At 69.6% G+C, this 21496-nt stretch carries 20 protein-coding genes; 12 read left to right on the plus strand and 8 right to left on the minus strand.

The window, feature by feature from the left end:
- Positions 1-20 precede the first annotated feature (20 nt).
- On the plus strand, positions 21-614 hold the full coding sequence (locus tag OG574_RS26730) for a hypothetical protein (protein WP_326775264.1): 594 nt from the start codon (positions 21-23) through the stop codon (positions 612-614).
- Positions 615-633: 19 nt separating this feature from the next.
- Here the strand turns inward: OG574_RS26730 and OG574_RS26735 are convergent, their stop codons facing one another.
- The 3 genes from OG574_RS26735 to OG574_RS26745 all read right to left on the minus strand — a co-directional run bounded on the left by OG574_RS26735 (position 634) and on the right by OG574_RS26745 (position 3096).
- Positions 634-1407, minus strand: coding sequence for an enoyl-CoA hydratase/isomerase family protein (locus tag OG574_RS26735; protein ID WP_326775265.1), 774 nt, complete (start codon positions 1405-1407; stop codon positions 634-636).
- Positions 1404-1856: a Zn-ribbon domain-containing OB-fold protein gene (locus tag OG574_RS26740; RefSeq protein ID WP_326775266.1), complete on the minus strand. Its 453-nt coding sequence runs from the start codon at positions 1854-1856 to the stop codon at positions 1404-1406. The genes OG574_RS26735 and OG574_RS26740 overlap by 4 nt, the downstream gene beginning before the upstream one ends.
- An 88-nt stretch (positions 1857-1944) precedes the next feature.
- Complete coding sequence (locus tag OG574_RS26745; protein WP_326775267.1) at positions 1945-3096, minus strand: lipid-transfer protein; 1152 nt, start codon at positions 3094-3096, stop codon at positions 1945-1947.
- A 123-nt stretch (positions 3097-3219) separates the two neighbouring features.
- On the opposite strand from OG574_RS26745, the gene OG574_RS26750 reads away from it, so the two are divergent.
- Positions 3220-4803, plus strand: a complete 1584-nt coding sequence (locus OG574_RS26750; RefSeq protein WP_326775268.1) for a FadD3 family acyl-CoA ligase — start codon at positions 3220-3222, stop codon at positions 4801-4803.
- Positions 4804-4952: 149 nt separating this feature from the next.
- On the opposite strand, the gene OG574_RS26755 is transcribed toward OG574_RS26750, so the two are convergent.
- The 3 genes from OG574_RS26755 to OG574_RS26765 all read right to left on the minus strand — a co-directional run bounded on the left by OG574_RS26755 (position 4953) and on the right by OG574_RS26765 (position 6617).
- The gene (locus OG574_RS26755; protein ID WP_326775269.1) at positions 4953-5426 is read right to left on the minus strand and encodes a GNAT family N-acetyltransferase; all 474 of its coding nucleotides are present in this window, start codon (positions 5424-5426) and stop codon (positions 4953-4955) included.
- A 152-nt stretch (positions 5427-5578) separates the two neighbouring features.
- The gene (locus OG574_RS26760) at positions 5579-5785 is read right to left on the minus strand and encodes a DUF397 domain-containing protein (protein WP_326775270.1); all 207 of its coding nucleotides are present in this window, start codon (positions 5783-5785) and stop codon (positions 5579-5581) included.
- On the minus strand, positions 5772-6617 hold the full coding sequence (locus OG574_RS26765; protein WP_326775271.1) for a helix-turn-helix domain-containing protein: 846 nt from the start codon (positions 6615-6617) through the stop codon (positions 5772-5774). The genes OG574_RS26760 and OG574_RS26765 overlap by 14 nt, the downstream gene beginning before the upstream one ends.
- A 119-nt stretch (positions 6618-6736) precedes the next feature.
- Between OG574_RS26765 and OG574_RS26770 the strand changes: the two genes are divergently transcribed.
- The 3 genes from OG574_RS26770 (at position 6737) to OG574_RS26780 (ending at position 8309) form a co-directional block, all read left to right on the plus strand.
- Positions 6737-7156, plus strand: a complete 420-nt coding sequence (locus tag OG574_RS26770; protein ID WP_326775272.1) for an ATP-binding protein — start codon at positions 6737-6739, stop codon at positions 7154-7156.
- Between the two features lie 86 nt (positions 7157-7242).
- Positions 7243-7395 (plus strand): hypothetical protein, encoded by a 153-nt coding sequence (locus tag OG574_RS26775; protein WP_326775273.1) that lies wholly within the window; start codon positions 7243-7245, stop codon positions 7393-7395.
- Between the two features lie 23 nt (positions 7396-7418).
- Positions 7419-8309 carry a DUF3626 domain-containing protein gene (locus OG574_RS26780; protein WP_326775274.1) on the plus strand — a complete coding sequence of 297 codons (891 nt, stop codon included), beginning with the start codon at positions 7419-7421 and terminating at the stop codon, positions 8307-8309.
- Between the two features lie 80 nt (positions 8310-8389).
- On the opposite strand, the gene OG574_RS26785 is transcribed toward OG574_RS26780, so the two are convergent.
- Positions 8390-8563: a sigma-like protein gene (locus OG574_RS26785; protein ID WP_227295343.1), complete on the minus strand. Its 174-nt coding sequence runs from the start codon at positions 8561-8563 to the stop codon at positions 8390-8392.
- Positions 8564-8767: 204 nt separating this feature from the next.
- Entirely contained in the window at positions 8768-11767 is a 3000-nt protein-coding gene (locus tag OG574_RS26790; protein WP_326775275.1) for an AfsR/SARP family transcriptional regulator, read from the minus strand.
- Between the two features lie 165 nt (positions 11768-11932).
- On the opposite strand from OG574_RS26790, the gene OG574_RS26795 reads away from it, so the two are divergent.
- The 7 genes from OG574_RS26795 to OG574_RS26825 all read left to right on the plus strand — a co-directional run bounded on the left by OG574_RS26795 (position 11933) and on the right by OG574_RS26825 (position 21492).
- A complete protein-coding gene (locus OG574_RS26795; protein ID WP_326775276.1) occupies positions 11933-13201 on the plus strand; it encodes an amidohydrolase family protein in 1269 nt (422 codons plus the stop codon).
- A 4-nt stretch (positions 13202-13205) separates the two neighbouring features.
- Positions 13206-14147 (plus strand): LLM class F420-dependent oxidoreductase, encoded by a 942-nt coding sequence (locus OG574_RS26800; RefSeq protein WP_326775277.1) that lies wholly within the window; start codon positions 13206-13208, stop codon positions 14145-14147.
- A gap of 53 nt (positions 14148-14200) precedes the next feature.
- Complete coding sequence (locus OG574_RS26805; protein ID WP_100596062.1) at positions 14201-14980, plus strand: SDR family NAD(P)-dependent oxidoreductase; 780 nt, start codon at positions 14201-14203, stop codon at positions 14978-14980.
- 146 nt (positions 14981-15126) lie between these two features.
- Positions 15127-16245 (plus strand): LLM class flavin-dependent oxidoreductase, encoded by a 1119-nt coding sequence (locus OG574_RS26810; protein WP_100596063.1) that lies wholly within the window; start codon positions 15127-15129, stop codon positions 16243-16245.
- Between the two features lie 244 nt (positions 16246-16489).
- Positions 16490-18229: an N-acyl-D-amino-acid deacylase family protein gene (locus OG574_RS26815; protein ID WP_326775278.1), complete on the plus strand. Its 1740-nt coding sequence runs from the start codon at positions 16490-16492 to the stop codon at positions 18227-18229.
- Positions 18226-19704 (plus strand): aldehyde dehydrogenase family protein, encoded by a 1479-nt coding sequence (locus OG574_RS26820; protein ID WP_326775279.1) that lies wholly within the window; start codon positions 18226-18228, stop codon positions 19702-19704. Before OG574_RS26815 ends, OG574_RS26820 begins: the two co-directional genes overlap by 4 nt.
- A 222-nt stretch (positions 19705-19926) precedes the next feature.
- A complete protein-coding gene (locus OG574_RS26825) occupies positions 19927-21492 on the plus strand; it encodes an APC family permease (RefSeq protein ID WP_326775280.1) in 1566 nt (521 codons plus the stop codon).
- Positions 21493-21496: the final 4 nt, after the last annotated feature.

Here is a 21496-nt window from a genome sequence, read left to right on the forward strand (position 1 = left end):
ATTTTCGGGGGAGCAGAAGGATGCTGCGACGAGGACTGAAGCTCACGGCACTGGCGGCCGTGGTCGTACTCGCACTGACCGGATTCTCGACGGGCCGCGGTCACGGTTCGGGCAAGAGCAGGGGGCACAGCAGCAGTAGCAGCGGAGGCGGCTGCTCCAGCTCGAAGCAGAACCACAGCGGATCGTCGTCGAGCACGACAGGCGGTTCGAGCTACGACGATGACGACGACTCGTACGGCAGCTCCAGCTCGGGCTCCTCGGGCTACACGTCGGGCGGCAGCAGCTACAACAGGCGCCCCACCCGCACCCCCAGCACCTCCAGCACCTCGGGGAGCGGCCGGAGCGCCGACATCACGGCGAAGGTCCTCAAGTGCGCGGGCAAGGACTCCCCGTACGCGTCCGTCGAGCTCAGGAACCGCGGCGGCCGGGAAGGCCGCTACAACCTCACCATTCACTTCCAGGACGCGAGCGACATCACCGTCATCGACGGCAGCACGACCGTCACCGTCCCGGCCAACGGCACGAAGGTCGCCAAGGTGAAGCCCGGCGGCGGCGCGGACCTGCTCCAGTCCATCGACCACTGCCAGCTCGACGGCGCCCCTGCCCCGAGCTGAGGCGCTTCCCCGCCGCCGGTCACCGCACCCGGAACCCGCCCGGCCGCCGGGCGGCGAACAGCTCCGCCTGCCGCTCCGGAGGCAGATTTCCCAGGGCGATCAACTGCGGCGCGTGCGCGAGGGCCTGCGTGCGCGCCGCCTCCTTGGCCGCCCACACCGCCCGCACCGTGCCCTGCACGGCCTCGGTCGGATACGACGCGATCGTCTCGGCGCAGCGCACCGATGCCGCCAACACACCGCCGGGTGCGGTCAGTTCGGACACGAGCCCGGTCTCGTGAGCGCGCCGGGCCGAGATCCGCTCGGCGGTCCCCATGAGCGCCATCCGAGCCACCTCGCCGAACGGCATGCGCTGGGCGAGGTAGATGGTCTCGTAGGCGCTGACCATGCCGTAGGTCGTATGCGGGTCGAAGAACGTGGCGCTCTCGTCGGCCACGACGAACTCGCTCTCGCCGATGAGATAGAACGCCCCGCCGCACGCCATCCCGTTGACGGCGGCGACGACGGGCTTCCACAGGTCATTGGCCTTCGGCCCGACCGCGACGAGCGGATCGTCGATGCTGTACGGGGAGTGCGGCTGCGGCACATCGGCGTCGCGGTCGATCCCCGTACAGAAGGCCCGCTCACCGGCGCCGGTGATGACGACGGCGCGCACGGAGTCGTCGAACCTGAACCCCCGCCACACAGCGGCGAGTTCATCGGCGGTCGCCAGGTCGATCGCGTTGTGACGCTCGGGCCGGTCGAGCGTGACGACCGCGACCCCGCTCTCCTTGTCGGTCTCGACGCGCACGCTCACGGCCGCTCCAGAACCCAGCGCGGCATCGTCACACCGTCGACGTCGGTGAAGGCGACCTGCACCTTGGCGCCGATGCGCAGCCGCGCGGGGTCGACGGAGTTCAGGGCCGCGTCGGCGGAGGCCACCAGATTCCCGACGAGCCGGATCCGCGGGGCGTCGGCCAGCTCGACGATGATCGCGTTGTACGGGGCGACGGCGGCGTACGCGGGCAGCAGCGGCGGATGTGGAACGACGTAGGACCAGATCCGCCCGCGCCCGCTCATGAGTCGCCACTCACTCTCGAACGACCCGCAGTGCGGGCAGCACGGACGAGGCGGAAACCGCAGCTCACCGCAGGTGGGGGAGGCGCAGGACTGGATGCGGAGCTGGGATTGGGCGGCGTAGTGCCAGAAGGGTGCACCGTCGTCATCGATGACAGGTGGCAGATAACAGATTTCAGATTCTGTCATTGGTCAATCCAACTTCCCTCTTTGTCATTGGTCAGTGCAACGCCGTGAGCCGGACTCCGTGAGTCCATCCCCGCCCCGCCTCCGCCCCTCACGCCCCCCGCAGCAGCAATGCCGACGTAGGTACCCCCTCGCCCGCCGTCACCAGGCATGTCCCCGCGTCCGGTACCTGCGCCGTGCCGATGCCGCGTAGCTGTTTCACGCCTTCGTTGATCAGGTTGAAGCCGTGGACGTACGCCTCGCTGAGGCCGCCGCCGCCCGTGTTCAGCGGCAGGCGTCCGCCGATCTCCAGCGCCCCGCCCTCCGTGAACGCCCCGCCCTCGCCCCGCCCGCAGAACCCGTACCCCTCCAGGGACAGCGGGATCAGTGGCGTGAACGCGTCGTAGATCTGGGCGACGTCCACGTCCTCCGGCCCGAAGTCGGCCTGTTTCCACAGGTGTCGGGCGGCGGTCCAGGCCGGACCCGTCAGCGGATCGTCGTTCCAGTAGTTGACCATCCCGTGGTGCTGGGACGGCAGCCCCTGCGCGACCGAGTGCACGTACACCGGCTTCTGGCGGCAGTCGCGCGCCCGCTCGGCGGAGACGATGACGCACGCCAACGCGCCGTCCGTCTCCAGGCAGTTGTCGAAGAGGCAGAGCGGCTCGCTGATCATGCGGGCCGTCATATACATGTCGCGCGTCAGCGGCCGCTCGTACATCATCGCGGCCGGGTTCTGGTTGGCGCGGTTGCGGCAGGCGAGCGCGACGTTGAAGAGGTGGTCCCTGGTCGCCCCGTACTCGTGCATGTAGCGCCGCGCGAGCATCGCGATCTCGTCGGCGGGGCGCAGCAGCCCGTACGGGCGGGTCCACTGTGCCGGCGTCGGCAGCTGGACGGCCGTGTTCTTCCACGGGCGCGGCCCCGACCCTCGTTTGCGCGAGCGCCAGGCGACCCCGACACTCGCCTGCCCCGTGGCGACGGCGCCGGCCAGGTGCGCGACCGTCGCGCACGATCCGCCGCCCCCGAATCCGACCTTGCTGAAGAAGGTCACGTCCCCCGCGCCGACGGCCTTGGCGACCTCGACCTCGTCGGTCTCCTCCATCGTGTACGAGGCGAAGGCGTCGACCTCGGACGGCGCGATCCCGGCGTCGTCGAGCGCGGCGAGAATCGCCCGGCACGCCAACGTCTTCTCACTCTCGGGGAGTTGTTTGCCGAAGGGCGTCTGCCCGATCCCCACTATGGCCGTCGCGTCCTTGAGCCCCGCCATCGCAAGCCACCTCCGCGCGTCGTGATGCCACCACGATCGTCCCGTCTGCTGACAGCGCGTCAGGCTACCGTTAATCTGACGGATAGTCAGCTACGGGTCGGCTACGGGTGTGGAGGTCGTGCGATGCGCGGGGACCTGGAGTGGGGCACCGTTCCCCAACTGGTGCGTGCGGCAGCCGAACGGTACGGGGAGCGTGAGGCCGTCGTCGAGGGCCGTACGCGCATCTCGTACGCGGAACTCGGCGACCGCGTCGAACGAGCCGCCGCCGCGTGCATCGCGAGCGGCGTCGAGACGGGTGACCGGGTGGCGATCTGGGCGCCCAACACCCTCGACTGGATCGTCTCCGCCCTTGGCGCGGTGAGCGCGGGCGCGGTCCTGGTCCCGCTCAACACCCGCTTCAAGGGTACGGAGGCGGCCTACATCCTGGCCCGCTCCCGCGCGAAGCTCCTGTTCGTGACGGGTACGTTCCTCGGCACGTCGTACGTTGCATCCCTGCGCCGGGCAAACGCCGAACTCCCGCACCTGGAACAGGTAGTTGTCCTCGCCGACACGGCCCCGGACACCTCCCCCGCCGAAGATGACCCGCGCGTGTGGCGGACCTGGAAGGACTTCCTGGCGGGCGGCGAGGGAATATCGGGCGAGACGGTCCGGGCCCGCGCGGCGGGAATCGCCCCGACCTCCCTCTCCGACATCATCTTCACCTCGGGCACCACGGGCCGCCCCAAGGGCGCGGTGATCACCCACGCCCAGACCCTGCGCGGCTACGCGATCTGGTCCGACCTCGCCGGCCTCCGCGAAGGCGACCGCTACCTCATCGTGAACCCGTTCTTCCACACCTTCGGCTACAAGGCGGGCATCATCGCCAGCCTGATGCGCGGCGCGACGATGGTCCCGCAGCCCGTCTTCAACGTGGATACGGTCCTCGCCAACATCGCCGCCGAACGCATCTCCGTACTCCCCGGCCCGCCCACGCTCCACCAGTCACTCCTGGACCATCCGAACCGCACCTCCCACGACCTGTCGGCGCTACGACTCGTGGTGACGGGCGCGGCGGTGGTCCCCCTCCAGCTCGTCGAGCGCCTCCGCTCCGAACTCCACATCGACACCGTCCTCACCGCATACGGCCTCTCCGAGGCGAGCGGCATCGTGACGATGTGCCGCCGCGGCGACGAGGCGTCGGTGATCGCGTCGACGTCAGGCCGGGCGATACCCGACACGGAAGTACGCGTGGACTCGCCCGGCCCCGGCGAACCCGGCGAGGTCCTGGTCCGCGGCTTCAACGTCATGAGCGGCTACTTCGAGGACGAGGACTCGACGCGCGAGGCGTTCACGGAGGACGGCTGGCTCCGGACGGGCGACGTGGGCGTGCTGTCCGACTCGGGAAACCTCCGTATCACCGACCGCATCAAGGACATGTTCATCGTCGGCGGCTTCAACGCCTACCCGGCCGAGATAGAGCAGCTCCTCGGTCTCCACCCGCACGTGGCCGACGTCGCCGTGATCGGCGTCCCGGACGGACGGCTCGGCGAGGTCGGCAAGGCGTACGTCGTACGGCGCCCGGGCTCCGTCCTCACGGCCGACGACCTGATCGCCTGGTCCCGCCGCGAGATGGCGAACTACAAGGTGCCGCGAGAAGTGGACTTCGTGCCCGAACTCCCGCGCAACGCGAGCGGGAAGGTGGTGAAGGGGGAGTTGCGGGGCCGGTGAGGCCGTGTGCTGCCGCAGCCGCTCGATCCGGCGGGCAGCGGCAGGGTCCCGGTGATGGAGAACTGGCGCATCCTGCACTGGGCAGCGAACAACAAGGCGGACCCGGGTAACGCCGCCTGAGCCTTCGGCCCCCTGAGCGGCACGGCCGGCTACCGCGCGCTGTCCGGTGTCCAGCGAAGCGTCATGTCGGGCAGGTTCTCCATATTGCGATCACCATCGCTGGTGTCGAGGACGGTGAAACCGTGGCGCTTGTAGAAGGCCCGGGCATCGGTGTTCTGCTGAAAGACGTGCAGGGACACCCCCTCAGGACTGTGCCGCCTCACCTCATCGAGCAGTAGCGTGCCGATTCCCTGCCGACGGACGTCCGGACGCAGATAGAGGTGTTCGAGCACGTCGCCGTCGAGAGCCGCATAGCCGGCGATCTCCGCATCACGCTCCGCGACCCAGGTACGACATTGCTTGAGCAGGGTGTCCCGGATCCATCGGGTCACCTGCTCGTGATCCCGCTTCTGCGGGGGCAGATAGGGCATGGTCGCCGACCGAGAGGCCAAGTGGATGCGGGCGATCACGCCTGCATCCGCCTCCGCCGCGCATCGGATACGAGTCTTGCCGTCATCGCTCACGTCGGGAACCTACAAGGCCGGCCAGGACTCGATCCAGCGGTTAACCCGCTGAAGCGGGACGGGCGGGGATCGGCGGATATGGGTCAGGGAGGGGGCGCTGTGGCAAGGGCTGGGTGGCCGGGATCTGCCGATCACTGCTCTCTCGCTGAGCGTCAGCGCTTCAGATCGGCTACGAAGGCTGCCCAGGCGGGGGTACGGAAGAGGAGGACGGGGCCTCCGGAGGGGGCGGTTTTGGAGTCCCGGACGGGCACGAGGGCGGGGTGGCCTTGGGCTACCTCGACGCATTCGCCCCCCGTTCCGTTGCTGTAGCTGCTCTTACGCCAGTGGGCGGCGCTCAAGTCGATCTCAGTGCTTGCCATTTCGATAGTCCTCTGCCGCTGCCTGGATCAGGGCCAGGGTCGCCTCTGGCGGCAGTGCGGCGGCCCTGAGCAGATCGTACGACTCCCGGTACTGCTTCACGAGGGCCGGATAATCGATGAGTTGGCCACTGTGCAGGCTCTCCGCGTACACCACTGGTGGCGCATCCGAGAAGGTCATGATCCGGGTCATGCCCATCATGAACGGATGGGCTGCGGCGGTTTCCGGAACGATCTGCAAAATGGAGCGGCTTGCGTGGACCACTTCCGCGATGTGATCCAGTAGTTCGGCCATCTCCTCGCGCGGGAGGACGCGGCGACGGATCAGCGATTCGTCGAGGATTGCCCAGAACGAAGGGGGGTTCTCGGAGTCGAAGAGCCCTGCCCGCGCCATGCGGGCCGCCACCTTCTCCTCGACCTCTTCGCCCCTGGCCCGGGGCATGGCCGCCTGCACGATTGCGCGCGCGTACGCCGCCGTCTGAAGCAACCCAGGCACGATCATCGGCGCCCAGTCCTCGATGGTCTCCGCGTGCTGTTCCATCTCGGCGACGTCCGCGAAGTACTCCGCGTGCCCCGACTGCCGCGCCTTGCGCGCATCTTCACAACGCCGTTGGAAAAAGCCGTCGGTACCGAGCTTCTCGTCCACGTGCCTGGCCAGGTCCAGGGGCATACGGCGCTCGCCGCGCTCGATCTGGCTGAGGAACGGAACCCCACGGAAGCTTCCTTCTGCCAGTTGTTCGAGGGTGAGCTCCGCCAGTTCCCTCTTGAAGCGCAACTCGGCGCCGTAGAAAGAGGGGACGTTCGCCGACGCGTCGGGATCCTTGCGGGAGGACACAACTCACCACCACCGTTTGCCAGTTGCTCTGCGTAACCCAAACCCCTTTCACGCTACGCCGTCCACCGCCACTGTGTGACTGATTCGTCACGGAGTGCACTCGACGGGAAGGCGTACGCATGCACCACCAAACCCCCACCGCTGCCGGCGCGGAGGTAGTGAGCCCGCCTGAACTGGCCGTCGAGCTGCTCGCCGTTCCGAAGGCCGTGCCTGAGCTGCGCAGAGCGGTGCGCGGGCACTTGGGTGCGGCCTGCTCCGAAGTGCAGCTCTGCGTGAGCGAGTTGCTGGGCAATGTGATCCGGCATGTGGGAGAGGGGACGCCGGTTCGGGTGCGGGTGGCCCGCGTGGAGGGTGCCGGGGTCCGGGTCGAGGTCACGGATCCCGACCCGCGCGTCCTCCCCGTGCTCCTGTGCGCGACGGGGGAGGGCGAGTCGGGGCGGGGCCTCGTACTGCTGGACGCGGTGGCGCTGAGGTGGGGCGTGGAACAGGGCGCGGCGTCGAAGACGGTGTGGTGTGAGGTCGAAGCGGGGGAGGAGTAGTGCTGCTCGCGCTGCTGGGGCGGGTGCTTGCGTGGCTGTTGCCGGGCGGGGGCACCAGGCGCCGGGCCGTCTCGGCGGCGAGGCCGGTGCCGGTAGCGCCGCCGCCCCCACGTGCGCGGCCCCGCAGCCCCTACGCCCGCGAGGCGGCGGCGGACCACCGAGTCGACGTGTCCGACGAGCCGCTGACCCGCCCCTACTACCGCTACTACCGCCCGACGGAATCCATGTGCGCCGGTTGACCGGCTTGGGGAACACTGCCCGGATGAGCACCGAAGCCTCCCGGACACCGCAGGAACGGGCCCTTCGTCATGTCGCCTCCGTGGCGTCGGGCCCGCCGGTGGACCCGTCGCTGCGGGTGACGCTCAACTTCCACCCGGACCGCCTGCTGCACGGCAAGCCGATCCTGGACGCTCTGGCCGACGACGGCCTCTACCGCTCGCAGTTCGTCACGGGGACGAGTAATGGTGGGCTGACCGCGTATCCCGGCGGGGACCGGTGGCGCTGGGAGAGCCGGATCTTCGACGCTTCGTACGACGAGGCGCCTGCTCAAGAGCGGCCGGTCTACGGGGCGTTGAACTTCCGTCGTAAGCCGGTCGGCGGGGCGCCGAGGTTCGGTTCGGCGCACTTCAGGCTGACTGCCGAGGCGGTGTCGCGGACGACGTTCTGCTACCCGGACAGTTTCCTTGAGCCCTCGGACTTCGGTGTCGCCGATCGCATGGGGCTCATCGACCTCGCCCTGGCCGACAATAAGGACGACCTCGACGACTACATCGAGGCACAGGTGCACGGGGCGGTGCGGCCGGACTGCCATGTGGAGGCGCTGGTTCTGGACCCGTGCTACCGGGGAACGCCCGTCGAGGCGGCGGTGTTGCGCCTCGACTGCCCGGTGGAGTGGCACGGCGGCTTCCGCCTCGGGGTCGAGGAACTCCGCCGTCACCCGGACTACCGAGGCCAGGAATACGTCGACCTGGGCACGCGGATTGCCGTCGACGGCGTACTCGATCCCGGCATCATCGGAGACGCGGCGCGCGCCGACCGCTATGACCCGCAGTCGGTCAAGAAGGTGTGGCACTACTTGGCCCGATTCGGGGCGGGCACGACGACCGGGCCGAGCCGGGCGGGCTCACGGGCCGCCAGAATGCGGCCTGAGTGATCCACCGCGGCCGGACATGACTCGGCCGCGACGGCTCCCCCTCCGCGCCGCCGCGGCCGATCCCCGTCGGGAAGAAAGTCTTAGGCGTCCTTGGGCGGAGCCGGCATGTGGCTGTCCAGGGTGACTATCGCGTCGTCGCTCGGCGGCGCGGGCATGTGGCTGTCCTGAGTGGTCACCTTGCCGTCGCTCGGCGGCGCGGGCATGTGGCTGTCCTGAGTAGTGATCTCTTCGCTCTTCTTCTTGGCGTCGCTCATACTCGCGAACTCCCATGGATTGACGGTGTGCTGGGTGGGAAACGCCCGTTCGGCAACTCCCCCGTGGGTCGCCGAACGGGCGTTCCGGGGCCGCTCACCCTATCTGTGAGGCCCGTGACAATCCGTCTGCCCCCCGACGCGACGGATCGATGAATCGAGAGTCGCAGCTGCCCATAAACGTTCGATGAACGCCAGCCCAGTGCGTCAGGCGGCGGCGACCGGAGTGAGAAGCTGACGCAGCTCTACGACCTCGGGAGCGTCCGACAGTTCATGGATGGCCAAAGCCTCTCGCCAGCAGGCTCGCGCTCGGTCGACCTGGGCAAGGGCGTCGAGAGAACGTCCAAGAAGCGTCAGCACGTTGGCGCGCATCCACTCGCCGCCTATGCAGCCGGTAGAGAGGGCCTGTTCCGCGTGCTGTGCGGCTTGCGCGGGTCGATGGGCCGAGAGATGTACCTGGGCGAGGCGGTAATGCGTCGTGCCTTCCCACAGCCGCTGTCGGTTCTCCACGAAGACCTTCAGTGCCTCGGTGAGTTCTTCCAGCGCCTCGGCTTGCTCCCCCTTGTTGCTCAGCGCGATTCCCAGGGCGTACCGGGCGTTGGCGAGGCGAAAAGTCAGGCCCAGCTCGTCGTAGATCGTCACACCTTGGCGGGCCAGTTCGATGGCCGCTGTTGTGCGGCCCATGGAGACAAGGACCCGAGAGAGGTTGCAGACGGCGCTGGCCTCACCGGGACGATTCCCATCTGCCCGGAACGACTCGATTGCCGTGAGCAAATGGGATTCGCTCAGTGCCGGCTCGTTTCGGAGAGCAGCGATGATCCCCTGTTCGTTGGGGGCGTTGCCGCTGGTCCATGGGTCGCCGGACCTGTGCCCAAGAGCTATGGCCTGGTCGGCCTCCGCGCCGGCTTCGTCGAACCTTCCGGCCCTGCTGAGAACTTGTGCAAGAGTCGTACGAGCTCGGCCCTCGGCGTGCGCTTCGCTGACGCCGGCCGCCGCGTCTCGCGCAGCCATGGCAACGACTTCGTAGCGCAATGCGCTGACTCCGGATTCGGCCAGGTCTTTCGAAGCCAGCAGGAGATCGACTGCCCGCCGCAGTGTGCCGGCCCCCAGCGACTGCTGAACGCAAGCCAGAATGCAAGCCGCCTCGGCGTGAAGCCAGTCCAGCGCCTTGCCGTCGTCCGTGAATTCCTGGCCCGGGTGGCGGGTCGCTTCCAAGTGATCCACCGTCCGATCCCCCGGCCGCTCTATCGCATAAACCCTGGCCGCCGTAGCCAAGTAGAAGTCCAGCAGCCGAGACATGGCCGCCTCCCGCTCCTCCGGCGGCAGTTCATCCCGTTCCGCGCACGCACGCGCGTAGAGCCGGACCAAGTCGTGGTAGCGGTAGCGGCCGGGTGCGGCGGATTCCAGCAATGACGTGTCGACCAGTGACTCCAGGAGGTCCTCGGTCGACTCGACCGGCAGGTCCAGCACCGCCGCTGCCGCCGCCAGGGAGATGTCCGGGCCGTCCGCGAGCCCCAGCAACCGGAACGCTCGGGCCTGGGCCGGCTCCAACTGGCCGTAGCCCAGTTCGAACGTCGCCTTGACCGCCAGGTCGCCCGCCTGGAGTTCGTCCAGGCGGCGGCGCTCGTCCGCGAGTTTCGCCGCCAGGACCGAGACCGTCCATGTGCGGCGGGCCGCCAGGCGCGACGCCGCGATGCGGATCGCCAAGGGGAGGAAGCCGCAGGCGGCGACCACGTCCAGGGCCGCTTCCCGTTCCGAGGCCACCCTCTCCGCGCCCACGATCTTCGTGAAGAGCTGGAGCGCCTCCTCCGGCGACATCACGTCCAGGTCCACGAGATGCGCGCCGACCAGGTCGACCATCCGCACCCGGCCCGTGATGAGCGCGGCGCAGCCCTCCGTGCCGGGGAGCAGGGGGCGGACCTGGGCGGCGTCGCGGGCGTTGTCCAGGAGGACCAGGACGCGGCGGCCGTCGAGCGTGGAGCGGTAGAGCGCGGAGCGCTCCTCCAGGGAGTCCGGGATCGCCGAGTCCGCCGTGCCGAGCGCGCGCAGGAACGAGCCGAGGACCGTCTCCGGCTCCGCCGCGCGCGAGCCCGCGCCCTGGAGGTCGACGTACAGCTGGCCGTCGGGGAACGAGGGGCGGGCGGCGTGGGCCACGTGGACGGCGAGCGTGGTCTTTCCCACGCCGCCGATGCCGGCCACCGCCGACACCGCCATGACCTGGCCCTCCCCGTCGGGGGAGGAGGCCGAGGACAGGATGTCGCGCAGCTCGGTCACGAATGAGGCGCGGCCCGTGAAGTCCGGGACCGTTGCCGGGAGCTGGGCGGGCCGGAGGGGGGCCGCCGAAGGTTCCGTCGTCGGGGTGGAGGGTTCCGCGAGCGCCGGGTCGGCCTGGAGGATGCGCTGCTGGAGTTCGGCGAGGCCGGGGCGCGGGTCGACGCCGAGTTCGTCGGCGAGGAGGCGGCGCGTGTCGGCGTAGACGGCGAGGGCCTCGGCCTGGCGGCCGGAGCGGTAGAGGGCCAGCATGAGCAGTTCGCGCAGGCGCTCGCGCAGGGGGTGCGCCGCGGTGAGGGCGGTGAGTTCGGAGACCGCGTCCGCGTGGCAGCCCTGCTCCAGGTCCATGTCGAGGCGGGATTCGAGCAGGCCGAGGCGCCATTCCTCGAGGCGGGCGCGCTGGGTCTCGGCGTACGGGCCGGGGATGTTGGCGAGAGGCTCGCCGTCCCACAGGGCCAGCGCCCGGTTGACCAGCTCGCGCGCCTTGCACAGGTCCCCGGCGCCCCGGGCCTTCTCGGCGTCGGAGCGCAGCGCCTCCGCCGCGGCCAGGTCGAGCGCGTCGCCGCTGACGGAGCGGATCGCGTAGCCGCCGGACTCGCTGACGAGGACGCCGGGGTCGAGGATCTTGCGCAGGCGGGAGGCGTACGTACGGACCGCGGCGAGGGCCTGCGAGGGGGGCTCGTCGCCCCACAGGGCGTCGATCAGCTCGGCGGCCGTCGCCGTGCGGCCCTCGCGCAGCAGGAGCGCCGCGAGCAGGGCGCGCTGCTGTGGGGAGCCCGTGGTCAGGGGCTCATCGCCGCGCCAGGCGCGCACCGGGCCGAGCACACTGAAGCGCAGGCCCGCCGGGACCTCCGTGGCCTCGGGCAGCTCGGCGCTCCCGGTGCCCTCGGAGGTCCCGGCGCACCGCTGCTCCGGTACCCGCGGTACACCGTCCATCGCTGCCCCCTGCCGCATGCGTCAGATCCAAAGACGACGAGGCCAGTTTGCCTTGTTCATGGCGGATACGTCAGCCGCGCGAGACAGCCATCACAGACACCTCACCTCATGTCCCCGCCGTCCAGAGAGCTGACGGGTCGTCAGATCGGCGCTACCGTGGTCGACATGGAGACCACGGAGACCAAGAAGGAGACCGGGGAGAGCCCGCGTGCCTTTCCCCGGATCATTTCGGTGGATGACCACACTGTGGAACCGCCCGGCGTCTGGCAGGACCGCCTCCCGGCCAAGTACCGGGACGAAGGCCCGCGCATCGTGCGCGCCCCCCTGAAGGAAATGACGTTCCTGGGCGGCAAGTTCGCGCCCGTCATGGGCGCGCCCGGGGAGGAGGGGCCGATAGGTGACTGGTGGGTCTACGAAGACCTGCACCGGCCCCTCACCCGACTCGACACCGCCGTCGGATACGACCGCGACGAGATCAAGCTCGAGGTCATCACGTACGAGCAGATGCGCAAGGGCTCGTACGACGTGCCCGCCCGGCTCGCCGACATGGACGTCAACCACGTCCAGTCCGCGCTCTGTTTCCCCACCTTCCCGCGTTTTTGCGGGCAGACGTTCACCGAGGCCAAGAACCGCGAGCTCGGGCTGCTCGGTGTGCGCGCGTACAACGACTGGATGGTGGAGGAGTGGTGCGGGCCGCAGGCCCAGGGGCGGCTGATACCGCTCACCCTCGTCCCGCTGTGGGATGCCGAGCTCGCCGCGGCGGAGGTGCGACGCAACGCCGCCCGGGGCGTGCGTGCCGTCGCCTTCTCCGAGATACCGCCCCACCTGGGCCTGCCCTCCGTCCACACGGACGAGTGGGACCCCTTCCTGCGGGCCTGTGACGAGACCGGCACCGTCATCGCCATGCACATCGGGTCGTCCAGCAAGATGCCGTCGACCTCGCCCGACGCGCCGCCCGCCGTCGGCTCGACCATCACCTTCGCCAACTGCTGCTTCTCGATGGTCGACTGGCTGATGAGCGGCAAGTTCGAGCGCTTCCCGAACCTCAGGATCATGTATGCCGAGGGCCAGATCGGCTGGATCCCGTACATCCTGGAGCGCGCGGATGTGGTCTGGGAGGAGAACCGCGGCTGGGGCGGCGTCGCCGACAAGGTCCGCAAGCGGCCCTCCGAGTACTTCGCCGACCACGTATACGGCTGCTTCTTCGACGACGCGTTCGGGCTCAGGAACCTCGACGCGATCGGCGTGGCGAACGTGCTCTACGAGACCGACTACCCGCACTCCGACTCCACCTGGCCGAAGTCCAAGGAGGTCGGCGAGGCGCAGATGGGGCACCTGGACGCGGACGTCGTCGAGCGCATCGTGCGCGGCAACGCCATCGACCTGCTGGGGCTGACCGACGACGGGCTCTGGGCGGGGCAGGGTGGTGAGTGACCCCATGACGTCCGGGACGTCGCACCTCGCCTACGGCATCCAGCTCCCCGTCCAGTCCCAGTCCACGATGTACGCCGAGGGCTGGGAGGCCGGGGCCGGCGCCGCCGACCTCGCCGAGATCGCCCGCACCGCCGACCGCACAGGCTTCGACTACATCGCCTGCTGCGACCACGTCGCCATCCCGCGCCGCCTCGCCGACGCGATGAGCACCGTCTGGTACGACCCGGTGGCCACGCTCGCCTACCTCGCGGGCATCACCGAGAACGTGCGCCTCATGAGCCACGTCGCGATCGTCGGCCTGCGCCATCCGCTGGCCACCGCCAAGCAGTACGCCACCCTCGACCATCTCTCCGGGGGCCGCCTGATCCTCGGGGTCGGGGCAGGGCACGTACAGGAGGAGTTCGAGGCGCTCGGGGTCGACTTCACGCGGCGCGGGGCCGTGCTCGACGAGGCCCTGGACGCGCTGAAGGCGGCGCTCGGGCCCGAGGAGTATCCGTCGTTCAAGGGGGAGCGGTACGCGTTCGAGGGGCTCGGGCAGCGGCCGCGTCCCGCGCAGAGCCGCGTCCCCGTGTGGGTGGGCGGCTCCTCGGCTCCCGCTGTGCGCCGCGCCGCCGTGAAGGGGGACGGGTGGCTGCCGCAGGGGGACACGCGCGAGCAACTGCCTGGACAGATCGCGAAGTTGAAGCGGCTGCGGGAGGAGGCGGGCATCGAGCCTCCCGTCACCGTGGGAGCGATCGCCGAGCCCCTGTACGTGGGCGAGCCCGCGTGGCATGTCGGCCGACGCACCCTGTCCGGCGCCCCGCAGGCCCTCGCCGAGTCGCTGCGCGCGTACGGCGCGATGGGCGTGAACCAGATCCAGGTCCGGTTCCGCTCCCGGAGCCTGGGTGAACTCACCGACCAGATGGCGGCGTTCGGCGCCGACGTCGCTCCGCACCTGAACGACTGAGCACCTGAACGACCAGGCAACGACCAGGCACCTCACCGATTGGGAGTACCGGCATGGGCAAGCTGGACGGGCGCGTCGTCGTCATCACGGGCGCGGCGCGCGGGCAGGGCGAGCAGGAGGCGCGGCTGTTCGCCGCGGAGGGCGCCAAGGTGGTGCTCGGGGATGTCCTCGACGACCAGGGCGAGGCGCTCGCCAAGGAGATCGGCGGGCTCTACGTCCATCTGGACGTGAGCCGCGAGGACGACTGGGCGGCCGCCGTCGTCGCCGCGAAGAAGGCGTACGGGAAGATCGACGGGCTCGTGAACAACGCGGGGATCCTGCGGTTCAACGAGCTGGTGAGCACGCCCCTGGACGAGTTCCAGCAGATCATCCAGGTCAACCAGGTGGGTGCCTTCCTCGGGATCAAGACCGTCGCGCCCGAGATCGAGGCCGCCGGCGGCGGTTCGATAGTGAACACGGCCTCCTACACAGGGGTGACGGGCATGGCGTACGTCGGCGCGTACACCGCGACCAAGCACGCCATCGTGGGGCTGACGAAGGTGGCGGCCCTCGAGCTGGCCGCGAAGAAGATCCGCGTGAATGCCGTCTGTCCCGGCGCCATCGACACCGCCATGAGCAATCCCTCGCAGCTGGACCCGGGCGCGGACACCGAGGAGGCCTCGCAGGCCCTCGACGAGCTGTACCGCAAGCTCGTGCCGCTGGGGCGGGTCGGGCAGCCCGAGGAGGTGGCGCGGCTCGCGCTGTTCCTCACCGCACAGGAGGACTCCGCGTACATCACGGGCCAGCCGTTCGTCATCGACGGCGGGTGGCTGGCGGGCGTCAGCGTGCTGTGATCCTTTCCGGATGTGACGCTGCATCAGGTATTGACGCTGTACGGGCACGGTGGAACAGTCGGCACATCGAATCTGACGGTACGTCAGAAAGAGCGCAGAAGCTTCTGACGCAGCCGCCGGTCACAGACAGGGGACGGTGAACCTCCTTGGAATTCGGGCTCTTTGTACAGGGATATGTGGGCAAGCGGGCCGAGACCGACCCGCTCGCCGAGCACAAGGCGCTGATGGAGGAGACCGAGTACGTCATCCAGGCGGACAAGTCGGGCTTCAAGTACGCCTGGGCGTCCGAGCACCACTTCCTGGAGGAGTACTCGCACCTCTCCGCCAACGACGTCTTCCTCGGCTACCTCGCCCACGCCACCGAACGCATCCACCTCGGCTCCGGCATCTTCAACCCGCTCGCCCAGGTCAACCACCCGGTGAAGGTGGCCGAGAAGGTCGCCATGCTCGACCATCTCAGCGAAGGCCGGCACGAGTTCGGCAGCGGGCGCGGCGCGGGCAGCCACGAGATCCTCGGCTTCATCCCCGGCGTCACCGACATGAACTACACGAAGGAGATCTGGGAAGAGACCATCGCCGAGTTCCCGAAGATGTGGCTCCAGGAGGAGTACGTCGGGTTCAAGGGCAAGCACTGGCAGCTGCCGCCGCGCAAGATCTTCCCCAAGCCGTACGGGAAGGCGCACCCCGCCATGTGGTACGCGGCCGGCTCCCCGCCCTCGTACGCGATGGCCGCCAGGAAGGGCCTCGGCGTCCTGGGTTTCAGCGTCCAGAAGGTCTCCGACATGGAGTGGGTGCTCGACCAGTACAAGTCGAACATCGGCAAGGCGGAGCCCGTCGGGGCGTTCGTCAACGACAACGTCATGGTGACCTCGACCGCGATCTGCGCGCCGACGCACGCGGAGGCCGTACGGATCGCCGCGAACGGCGGGCTGCACTACCTCCAGTCGCTCGTCTTCCGCTACCACGACACGTTCCCGCGGCCCGAGGGCTTCCCCGTGTGGCCCGAGACGCTGCCCGAGTTCAACGAGGAGATCATCGAACTCCTCATCGCCGAGGAGCTGCTGATCTGCGGCGACCCGGACGAGGTGCTCACGCAGTGCAAGCGGTGGGAGCAGGCGGGCGCCGACCAGCTCTCGTTCGGCATGCCGATCGGCATCTCCAAGGAGGACACGCTCCAGTCGATCAAGCTCATCGGCGAGCACGTCATTCCGAAGATCGATACGGATCCGGTGCACCGGACCACGCGCTTCCGTGAGGCCGTCTGATCCGGCCGGTCACCCATGGACCGCCCCGGCCCCTCCCTTCCCGGACGGGGGCCGGGGCCCCCTGGGGTCACGGGTTGCATGGGTGACCGACGCAGGGCTGTGCCCCGGACCCCCTGTCGCCCTTCGGGCTCGTCATCGAACGCCGGACGGGCTGGATCGGCGCCCTAATCCTCAGACGTGCGGACGGGCTGGAGCGGCGCCCGCGAACCCGCCACCACTCACCCTTCAGGAGGGGGACGACCTCGTGCTCGATCATCTGATCAAGGGAGCGACCGTAGTCGACGGGACGGGAGCCCCCGCCTACGTCGCCGACGTGGGGATACGCGACGGGCGTATCGCCGTCATCGCCGAGCCGGGGGCCGTGACCGAGCCCGCGGGCAGCAGTGAGGACGCGCGGGGACGGATTCTCGCGCCCGGCTTCGTCGACCCGCACACCCACTACGACGCCCAGCTGTTCTGGGACCCGTACGCGACACCCTCCCTGAACCACGGCGTGACGACCGTCGCGGGCGGCAACTGCGGCTTCACGCTCGCGCCACTGCACCCGGAGCGGCCCGAGGACGCCGACTACACGCGGCGGATGATGTCCAAGGTCGAGGGCATGTCGCTGGTCGCGCTGGAGGAGGGCGCGCCCTGGAGCTGGAACTCGTTCGGTGAGTATCTCGACGCCCTCGACGGCCGGATCGCCGTCAACGCCGGTTTCATGGTGGGGCACTGCGCGTTGCGCCGGTACGTGATGGGCGCGGACGCGGTCGGCGGGCAGCCGACGCCCGAGCAGCTGGAGCAGATGCTCGCCCTGTTCCACGAGGCGATGGACGCGGGCGCGTGGGGTTTCTCGACCACCCAGTCCTCGACGCACTCGGACGGTGACGGGCAGCCGGTCGCTTCGCGGCACGCGCGGCCCGAGGAGCTGCTCGCGCTGAGCCGGGCCGTCGCCGAGCACGAGGGCACGCAGATCGAGGCGATCGTGGCCGGGTGCCTCGACCAGTTCAGCGACGACGAGATCGACCTGTTCGTGGAGATGAGTGCCGCCGCCGGGCGGCCCCTGAACTGGAACGTCCTCACCATCGACGCGGCCGTCCCCGAGCGGGTGCCGCGCCAGCTGATCCCCAGCGAGCGGGCCCGCAAGGCCGGCGGCCGGATCGTCGCGCTGACCATGCCGATCCTGACGCCCATGAACATGTCGCTCGGCACGTTCTGCGCCCTGAATCTCATCCCCGGCTGGGGCGAGGTCCTCGCCCTGCCCGTCGACGAGCGGATCGCGAAGCTGCGTGACCCGGACGTGCGGTCCGAGATGCTGCGGCGCGCGGACAGCAAGGAGGCCGGTGTCTTCCGGCGGCTCGCCCACTTCGGGCGGTACGTCATCGGGGACACGTACTCGGAGGCGAACGAGGGCCTGACCGGGCGCGTGGTGAACGACATCGCGGCCGAGCGCGGCCAGGAACCCTTCGAGTGCCTCGTCGAGATCTGCGCCAACGACCGTCTGCGAACGGTCCTCTGGCCCATGCCCAGCGACAACGACCCGGACTCGTGGGCGCTGCGCGCCGAGACCTGGAGCCACGAGGACGTGCTGCTCGGCGGGTCCGACGCGGGGGCGCACCTGGACCGCATGTGCGGGGCGCCGTACACGACGCGCTTCCTCGGGGACTGTCTGCGCGGGCGGAAGCTGGCCGGGATCGAGGAGGCGGTGAAGATGCTCACCGACGATCCGGCGCGGCTCTTCGGGCTGCGTGAACGCGGCCGGATCGAGGAGGGCTGGCACGCGGACCTCGTCCTGTTCGACCCGGAGCGGATCGACGCGGGCAAGGCCACCCTCGTCCACGACCTGCCCGGCGACAGCCCGCGCCTCGACTCGAAGGCGATCGGCATCAACGCCGTGTGGGTCAACGGCGTCGAGGTCATCCGCGAGGACGTCGTGACCGGGGCCGTGCCCGGGACGGTGCTGCGGTCGGGCCGCGACACGAGGACGGTGTCCACCAAGTGACGCGTCAAGTGGACGATTCCCAGCGGCTGTTCATCGGCGGCGAGTGGACCGAGCCGGACGGCGGGCACTACGAGGTCGTCGACCCGGCGTCGGAGGAGGTCGTGGGGCTCGCCCCCGAGGCGTCCCGCGCGCAGGTCCACGACGCGGCGTCGGCGGCCCGCGAGGCCTTCGGCCCGTGGTCGCGTACGAAGCCGGAGGAGCGCGCCGCGATCCTGGACCGGGCCGCCGACGTGATGCAGCGCGACTTCGCGGCGAACGCGGAGCTCGCGCAGGCGGAGAGCGGCGCGACGAGCGGGACCGCGCGCGGCATGCAGGTCGCGGTGGGCGTGGCGCGGTTCCGCCGCTATGCGAAGGGCGCGCTCGAACCGGTCGAGCAGGCGCTGCCTCCGCAGATCAGCGAGGCCGGACCCATGGGGAAGGCGGGCCTCCTCGGGGCGCTCGCCGTACGGCAGCCCGTCGGTGTCGTCACCTGCATCACCTCGTACAACAACCCGTGGGCGAATCCGGCGGGCAAGGTCGCCCCGGCACTCGCCATGGGAAACACGGTCGTCGTGAAGCCGGCCCCGCAGGACCCGCTGTCGGTGTACCGGATGGCGGCCGCTCTGGAGGAGGCGGGGGTGCCGCCCGGTGTGGTGAACGTGGTCAGCGGGACGGCTGTGGACGTGGGTGAGGCGGCCGTCGACTCGCCGGACGTCGACATGGTCAGCTTCACCGGCTCCACCGCGGTCGGCCGGCGCATCGGCGAGGTGTGCGGGCGCGGCATGAAGCGGCAGTTGATGGAGCTGGGCGGGAAGGGCGCGGCGCTCGTCTTCGACGACCTGGACGAGGCGGGCCTCGCCTCGGCGGTCGCGGGGATCGGCACGACGTACGCCTTCTACAGCGGGCAGATCTGCACGGCGCCGACGCGGGTGATCGCGCAGCGCGGGGTGTACGACGCGCTCGTCTCGAAGCTCACCGAGTACATCGGCTTCATGAAGGTCGGGGATCCGAGGGCGCGGGGGACGGTCGTCGGGCCGGTGATCTCTGCGGCGCACCGCGACCGCGTCGAGTCGTACGTCGAGCTGGGCCGCAAGGAGGGTGCGCGGGTCGTCGCGGGCGGCGAGCGGCCCGCCCTCGACAAGGGCTTCTACGTCGCTCCGGCGCTCCTCGCGGACTGCACGAACGACATGCGGGTCGTGCGGGAGGAGATCTTCGGCCCGGTCGTGGTGGTGGTGCCCTTCGACGAGGAGGAGGAGGGGGTGGCCCTCGCCAACGACAGCGAGTACGGGCTCATCGACTACGTGTGGTCGGGGGACGTGGCGCGGGCGTTCCGAGTGGCGCGGCGGCTGCGGGCCGGCGGGGTCGGCGTGAACACGGTCGGCCGGAACATGGAGGCGCCTTTCGGTGGCTTCAAGCAGAGCGGGGTGGGCCGGGACGTGGGCTCGTACGCGCTGCACGCCTACAGCGAGCTCCAGTCGATCGTCTGGCAGGGGTAACCGGCAGAAACATCACACGGAAAATTTTGAACCCGGCAAAACGGGCACAGCTGCGATTACCGAATATCGGACGCCGACGGTAATTCCTTCCGATGAATGGGGTTAACCTGAAGATGCCTTGAGGGCATGGGATGGTTACGTGAATCGGCCATCGATTCAAAGGTGGCCGATTTCAGGCCTTGTCCCCCTTATGCGGAAACCGCAGCATTTAACGTCCTGTTCATGACTGAGCTGGACGCGCGGCCGACACGGGCTGCCCACGACACGGCAGGCGGCGCCCCCGACGGGGGCGTCCGCAGCAAGGGCCTCGGCGGGAACTCCGTCGGGCTGGTCGGCAGCGCGGTCATCGGCATCTCGACCGTGGCGCCCGTCTACTGCCTGACCTCCACGCTCGGCTCCACGGCCGGTGAGGTCGGCCTCCAGATGCCCGCCGTCTTCCTGGCCGGGTTCCTGCCGATGCTGCTCGTCGCCTTCGCGTACCGCGAGCTGAACAAGGCCATGCCCGACTGCGGCACGTCCTTCACCTGGACCGTGAAGGCCTTCGGCCCGCGCGTGGGGTGGATGTGCGGCTGGGGCCTGGTCATCGCGACGATCATCGTCCTGTCCAACCTGGCGGGCGTCGCCACGTCGTACTTCTGGCTCCTCGCGGGCGAGATCACCGGCAATGCGTCCATCGGCTCCCTGGACGACAACAAGGCCGTCCACATCGTCACCTGCCTCGCCCTCATCGCCGCCGCGACGGCGATCAGCTACCGCGGCATGACCGCGACGAAGGGCGTCCAGTTCACGCTGGTCGGCCTGCAGCTCGTCGTGCTCGCCGTGTTCGTCGTGATGGCCGTCGTGAAGGCGGGATCGGCGGACTTCCCCACGTCCGTGCCGTTCTCCTGGACGTGGCTCGACCCGTTCTCGGTGAAGTCGTTCGGCGCGTTCACCGCGGGCCTGTCCCTGTCGATCTTCATGTACTGGGGCTGGGACACCTGCCTCACCGCGAACGAGGAGACCATCGGCAGCGAGAAGACGCCCGGCCGCGCCGCCCTCATCGCGATGGTCGTCCTCGTCGGCTCCTACCTCGCCACCGGCGTCGCCGCCCAGATGGTCGTCGGCTCCGGCGGCAAGGGCCTCGGCCTCGCCAACCCCGCGACGTCCGACAACGTCTTCGCCGCCCTCGCGGGCCCCGTCATGGGCCCCACTCTCGGCATCCTGCTCTTCGTCGCCGTCCTCGCCTCGGCCGCGGCCAGCCTGCAGACCACGTTCATCCCGGTCGCCCGCACTGTCCTCGCCATGGCGACGTACGAGGCGCTGCCCGCCTCCTACGCCCGCGTCCACCCGCGCTTCAAGACCCCGGGCCGCGCCACGGTCACCGCGGGCGTCGCCACCGGCGTGTTCTACACCGTCATGACGCTGGTCTCCGAGCACGTACTCGTCGACACGATCTACGCGCTCGGCCTCATGATCTGCTTCTACTACGCGCTCACGGCGTTCGCCTGCGCCTGGTACTTCCGCTCCGAGCTGCTGCGCTCGCCGAGGGACTTCTTCTTCAAGGCGTTCTTCCCGGTCCTCGGCGGCGTCCTGCTGTCCGCCGTGTTCGTGAAGACCCTCGTCGACATGTGGAACCCGGCCTACGGCAGTGGCTCCTCCGTCCTCGGCGTCGGCTCCGTCTTCGTGATCGGCGTGGGCCTGCTGCTCGTCGGCTTCGTGATCATGCTGGTGATGGGACGGCGCAGCCCGGCGTTCTTCCGCGGCGAGGTATTGACGCGGGAGACGCCGGTGCTGGTCGTCGAGGACTAGGCGT

Source organism: Streptomyces sp. NBC_01445, from assembly GCF_035918235.1.
Classification (GTDB): domain Bacteria; phylum Actinomycetota; class Actinomycetes; order Streptomycetales; family Streptomycetaceae; genus Streptomyces.

What these genes read in the sequence shown, in the direction of transcription:
- OG574_RS26770 (WP_326775272.1), top strand. Translation starts at nt 6,737, where the DNA reads ATGCACCACCAAACCCCCACCGCTGCCGGCGCGGAGGTAGTGAGCCCG.
- OG574_RS26740 (WP_326775266.1), bottom strand. Translation starts at nt 1,856, where the DNA reads ATGACAGAATCTGAAATCTGTTATCTGCCACCTGTCATCGATGACGAC.
- OG574_RS26730 (WP_326775264.1), top strand. Translation starts at nt 21, where the DNA reads ATGCTGCGACGAGGACTGAAGCTCACGGCACTGGCGGCCGTGGTCGTA.
- OG574_RS26780 (WP_326775274.1), top strand. Translation starts at nt 7,419, where the DNA reads ATGAGCACCGAAGCCTCCCGGACACCGCAGGAACGGGCCCTTCGTCAT.
- OG574_RS26795 (WP_326775276.1), top strand. Translation starts at nt 11,933, where the DNA reads ATGGAGACCACGGAGACCAAGAAGGAGACCGGGGAGAGCCCGCGTGCC.
- OG574_RS26750 (WP_326775268.1), top strand. Translation starts at nt 3,220, where the DNA reads ATGCGCGGGGACCTGGAGTGGGGCACCGTTCCCCAACTGGTGCGTGCG.
- OG574_RS26790 (WP_326775275.1), bottom strand. Translation starts at nt 11,767, where the DNA reads ATGGACGGTGTACCGCGGGTACCGGAGCAGCGGTGCGCCGGGACCTCC.
- OG574_RS26825 (WP_326775280.1), top strand. Translation starts at nt 19,927, where the DNA reads ATGACTGAGCTGGACGCGCGGCCGACACGGGCTGCCCACGACACGGCA.
- OG574_RS26785 (WP_227295343.1), bottom strand. Translation starts at nt 8,563, where the DNA reads ATGAGCGACGCCAAGAAGAAGAGCGAAGAGATCACTACTCAGGACAGC.
- OG574_RS26805 (WP_100596062.1), top strand. Translation starts at nt 14,201, where the DNA reads ATGGGCAAGCTGGACGGGCGCGTCGTCGTCATCACGGGCGCGGCGCGC.
- OG574_RS26760 (WP_326775270.1), bottom strand. Translation starts at nt 5,785, where the DNA reads ATGGCAAGCACTGAGATCGACTTGAGCGCCGCCCACTGGCGTAAGAGC.
- OG574_RS26745 (WP_326775267.1), bottom strand. Translation starts at nt 3,096, where the DNA reads ATGGCGGGGCTCAAGGACGCGACGGCCATAGTGGGGATCGGGCAGACG.
- OG574_RS26800 (WP_326775277.1), top strand. Translation starts at nt 13,206, where the DNA reads ATGACGTCCGGGACGTCGCACCTCGCCTACGGCATCCAGCTCCCCGTC.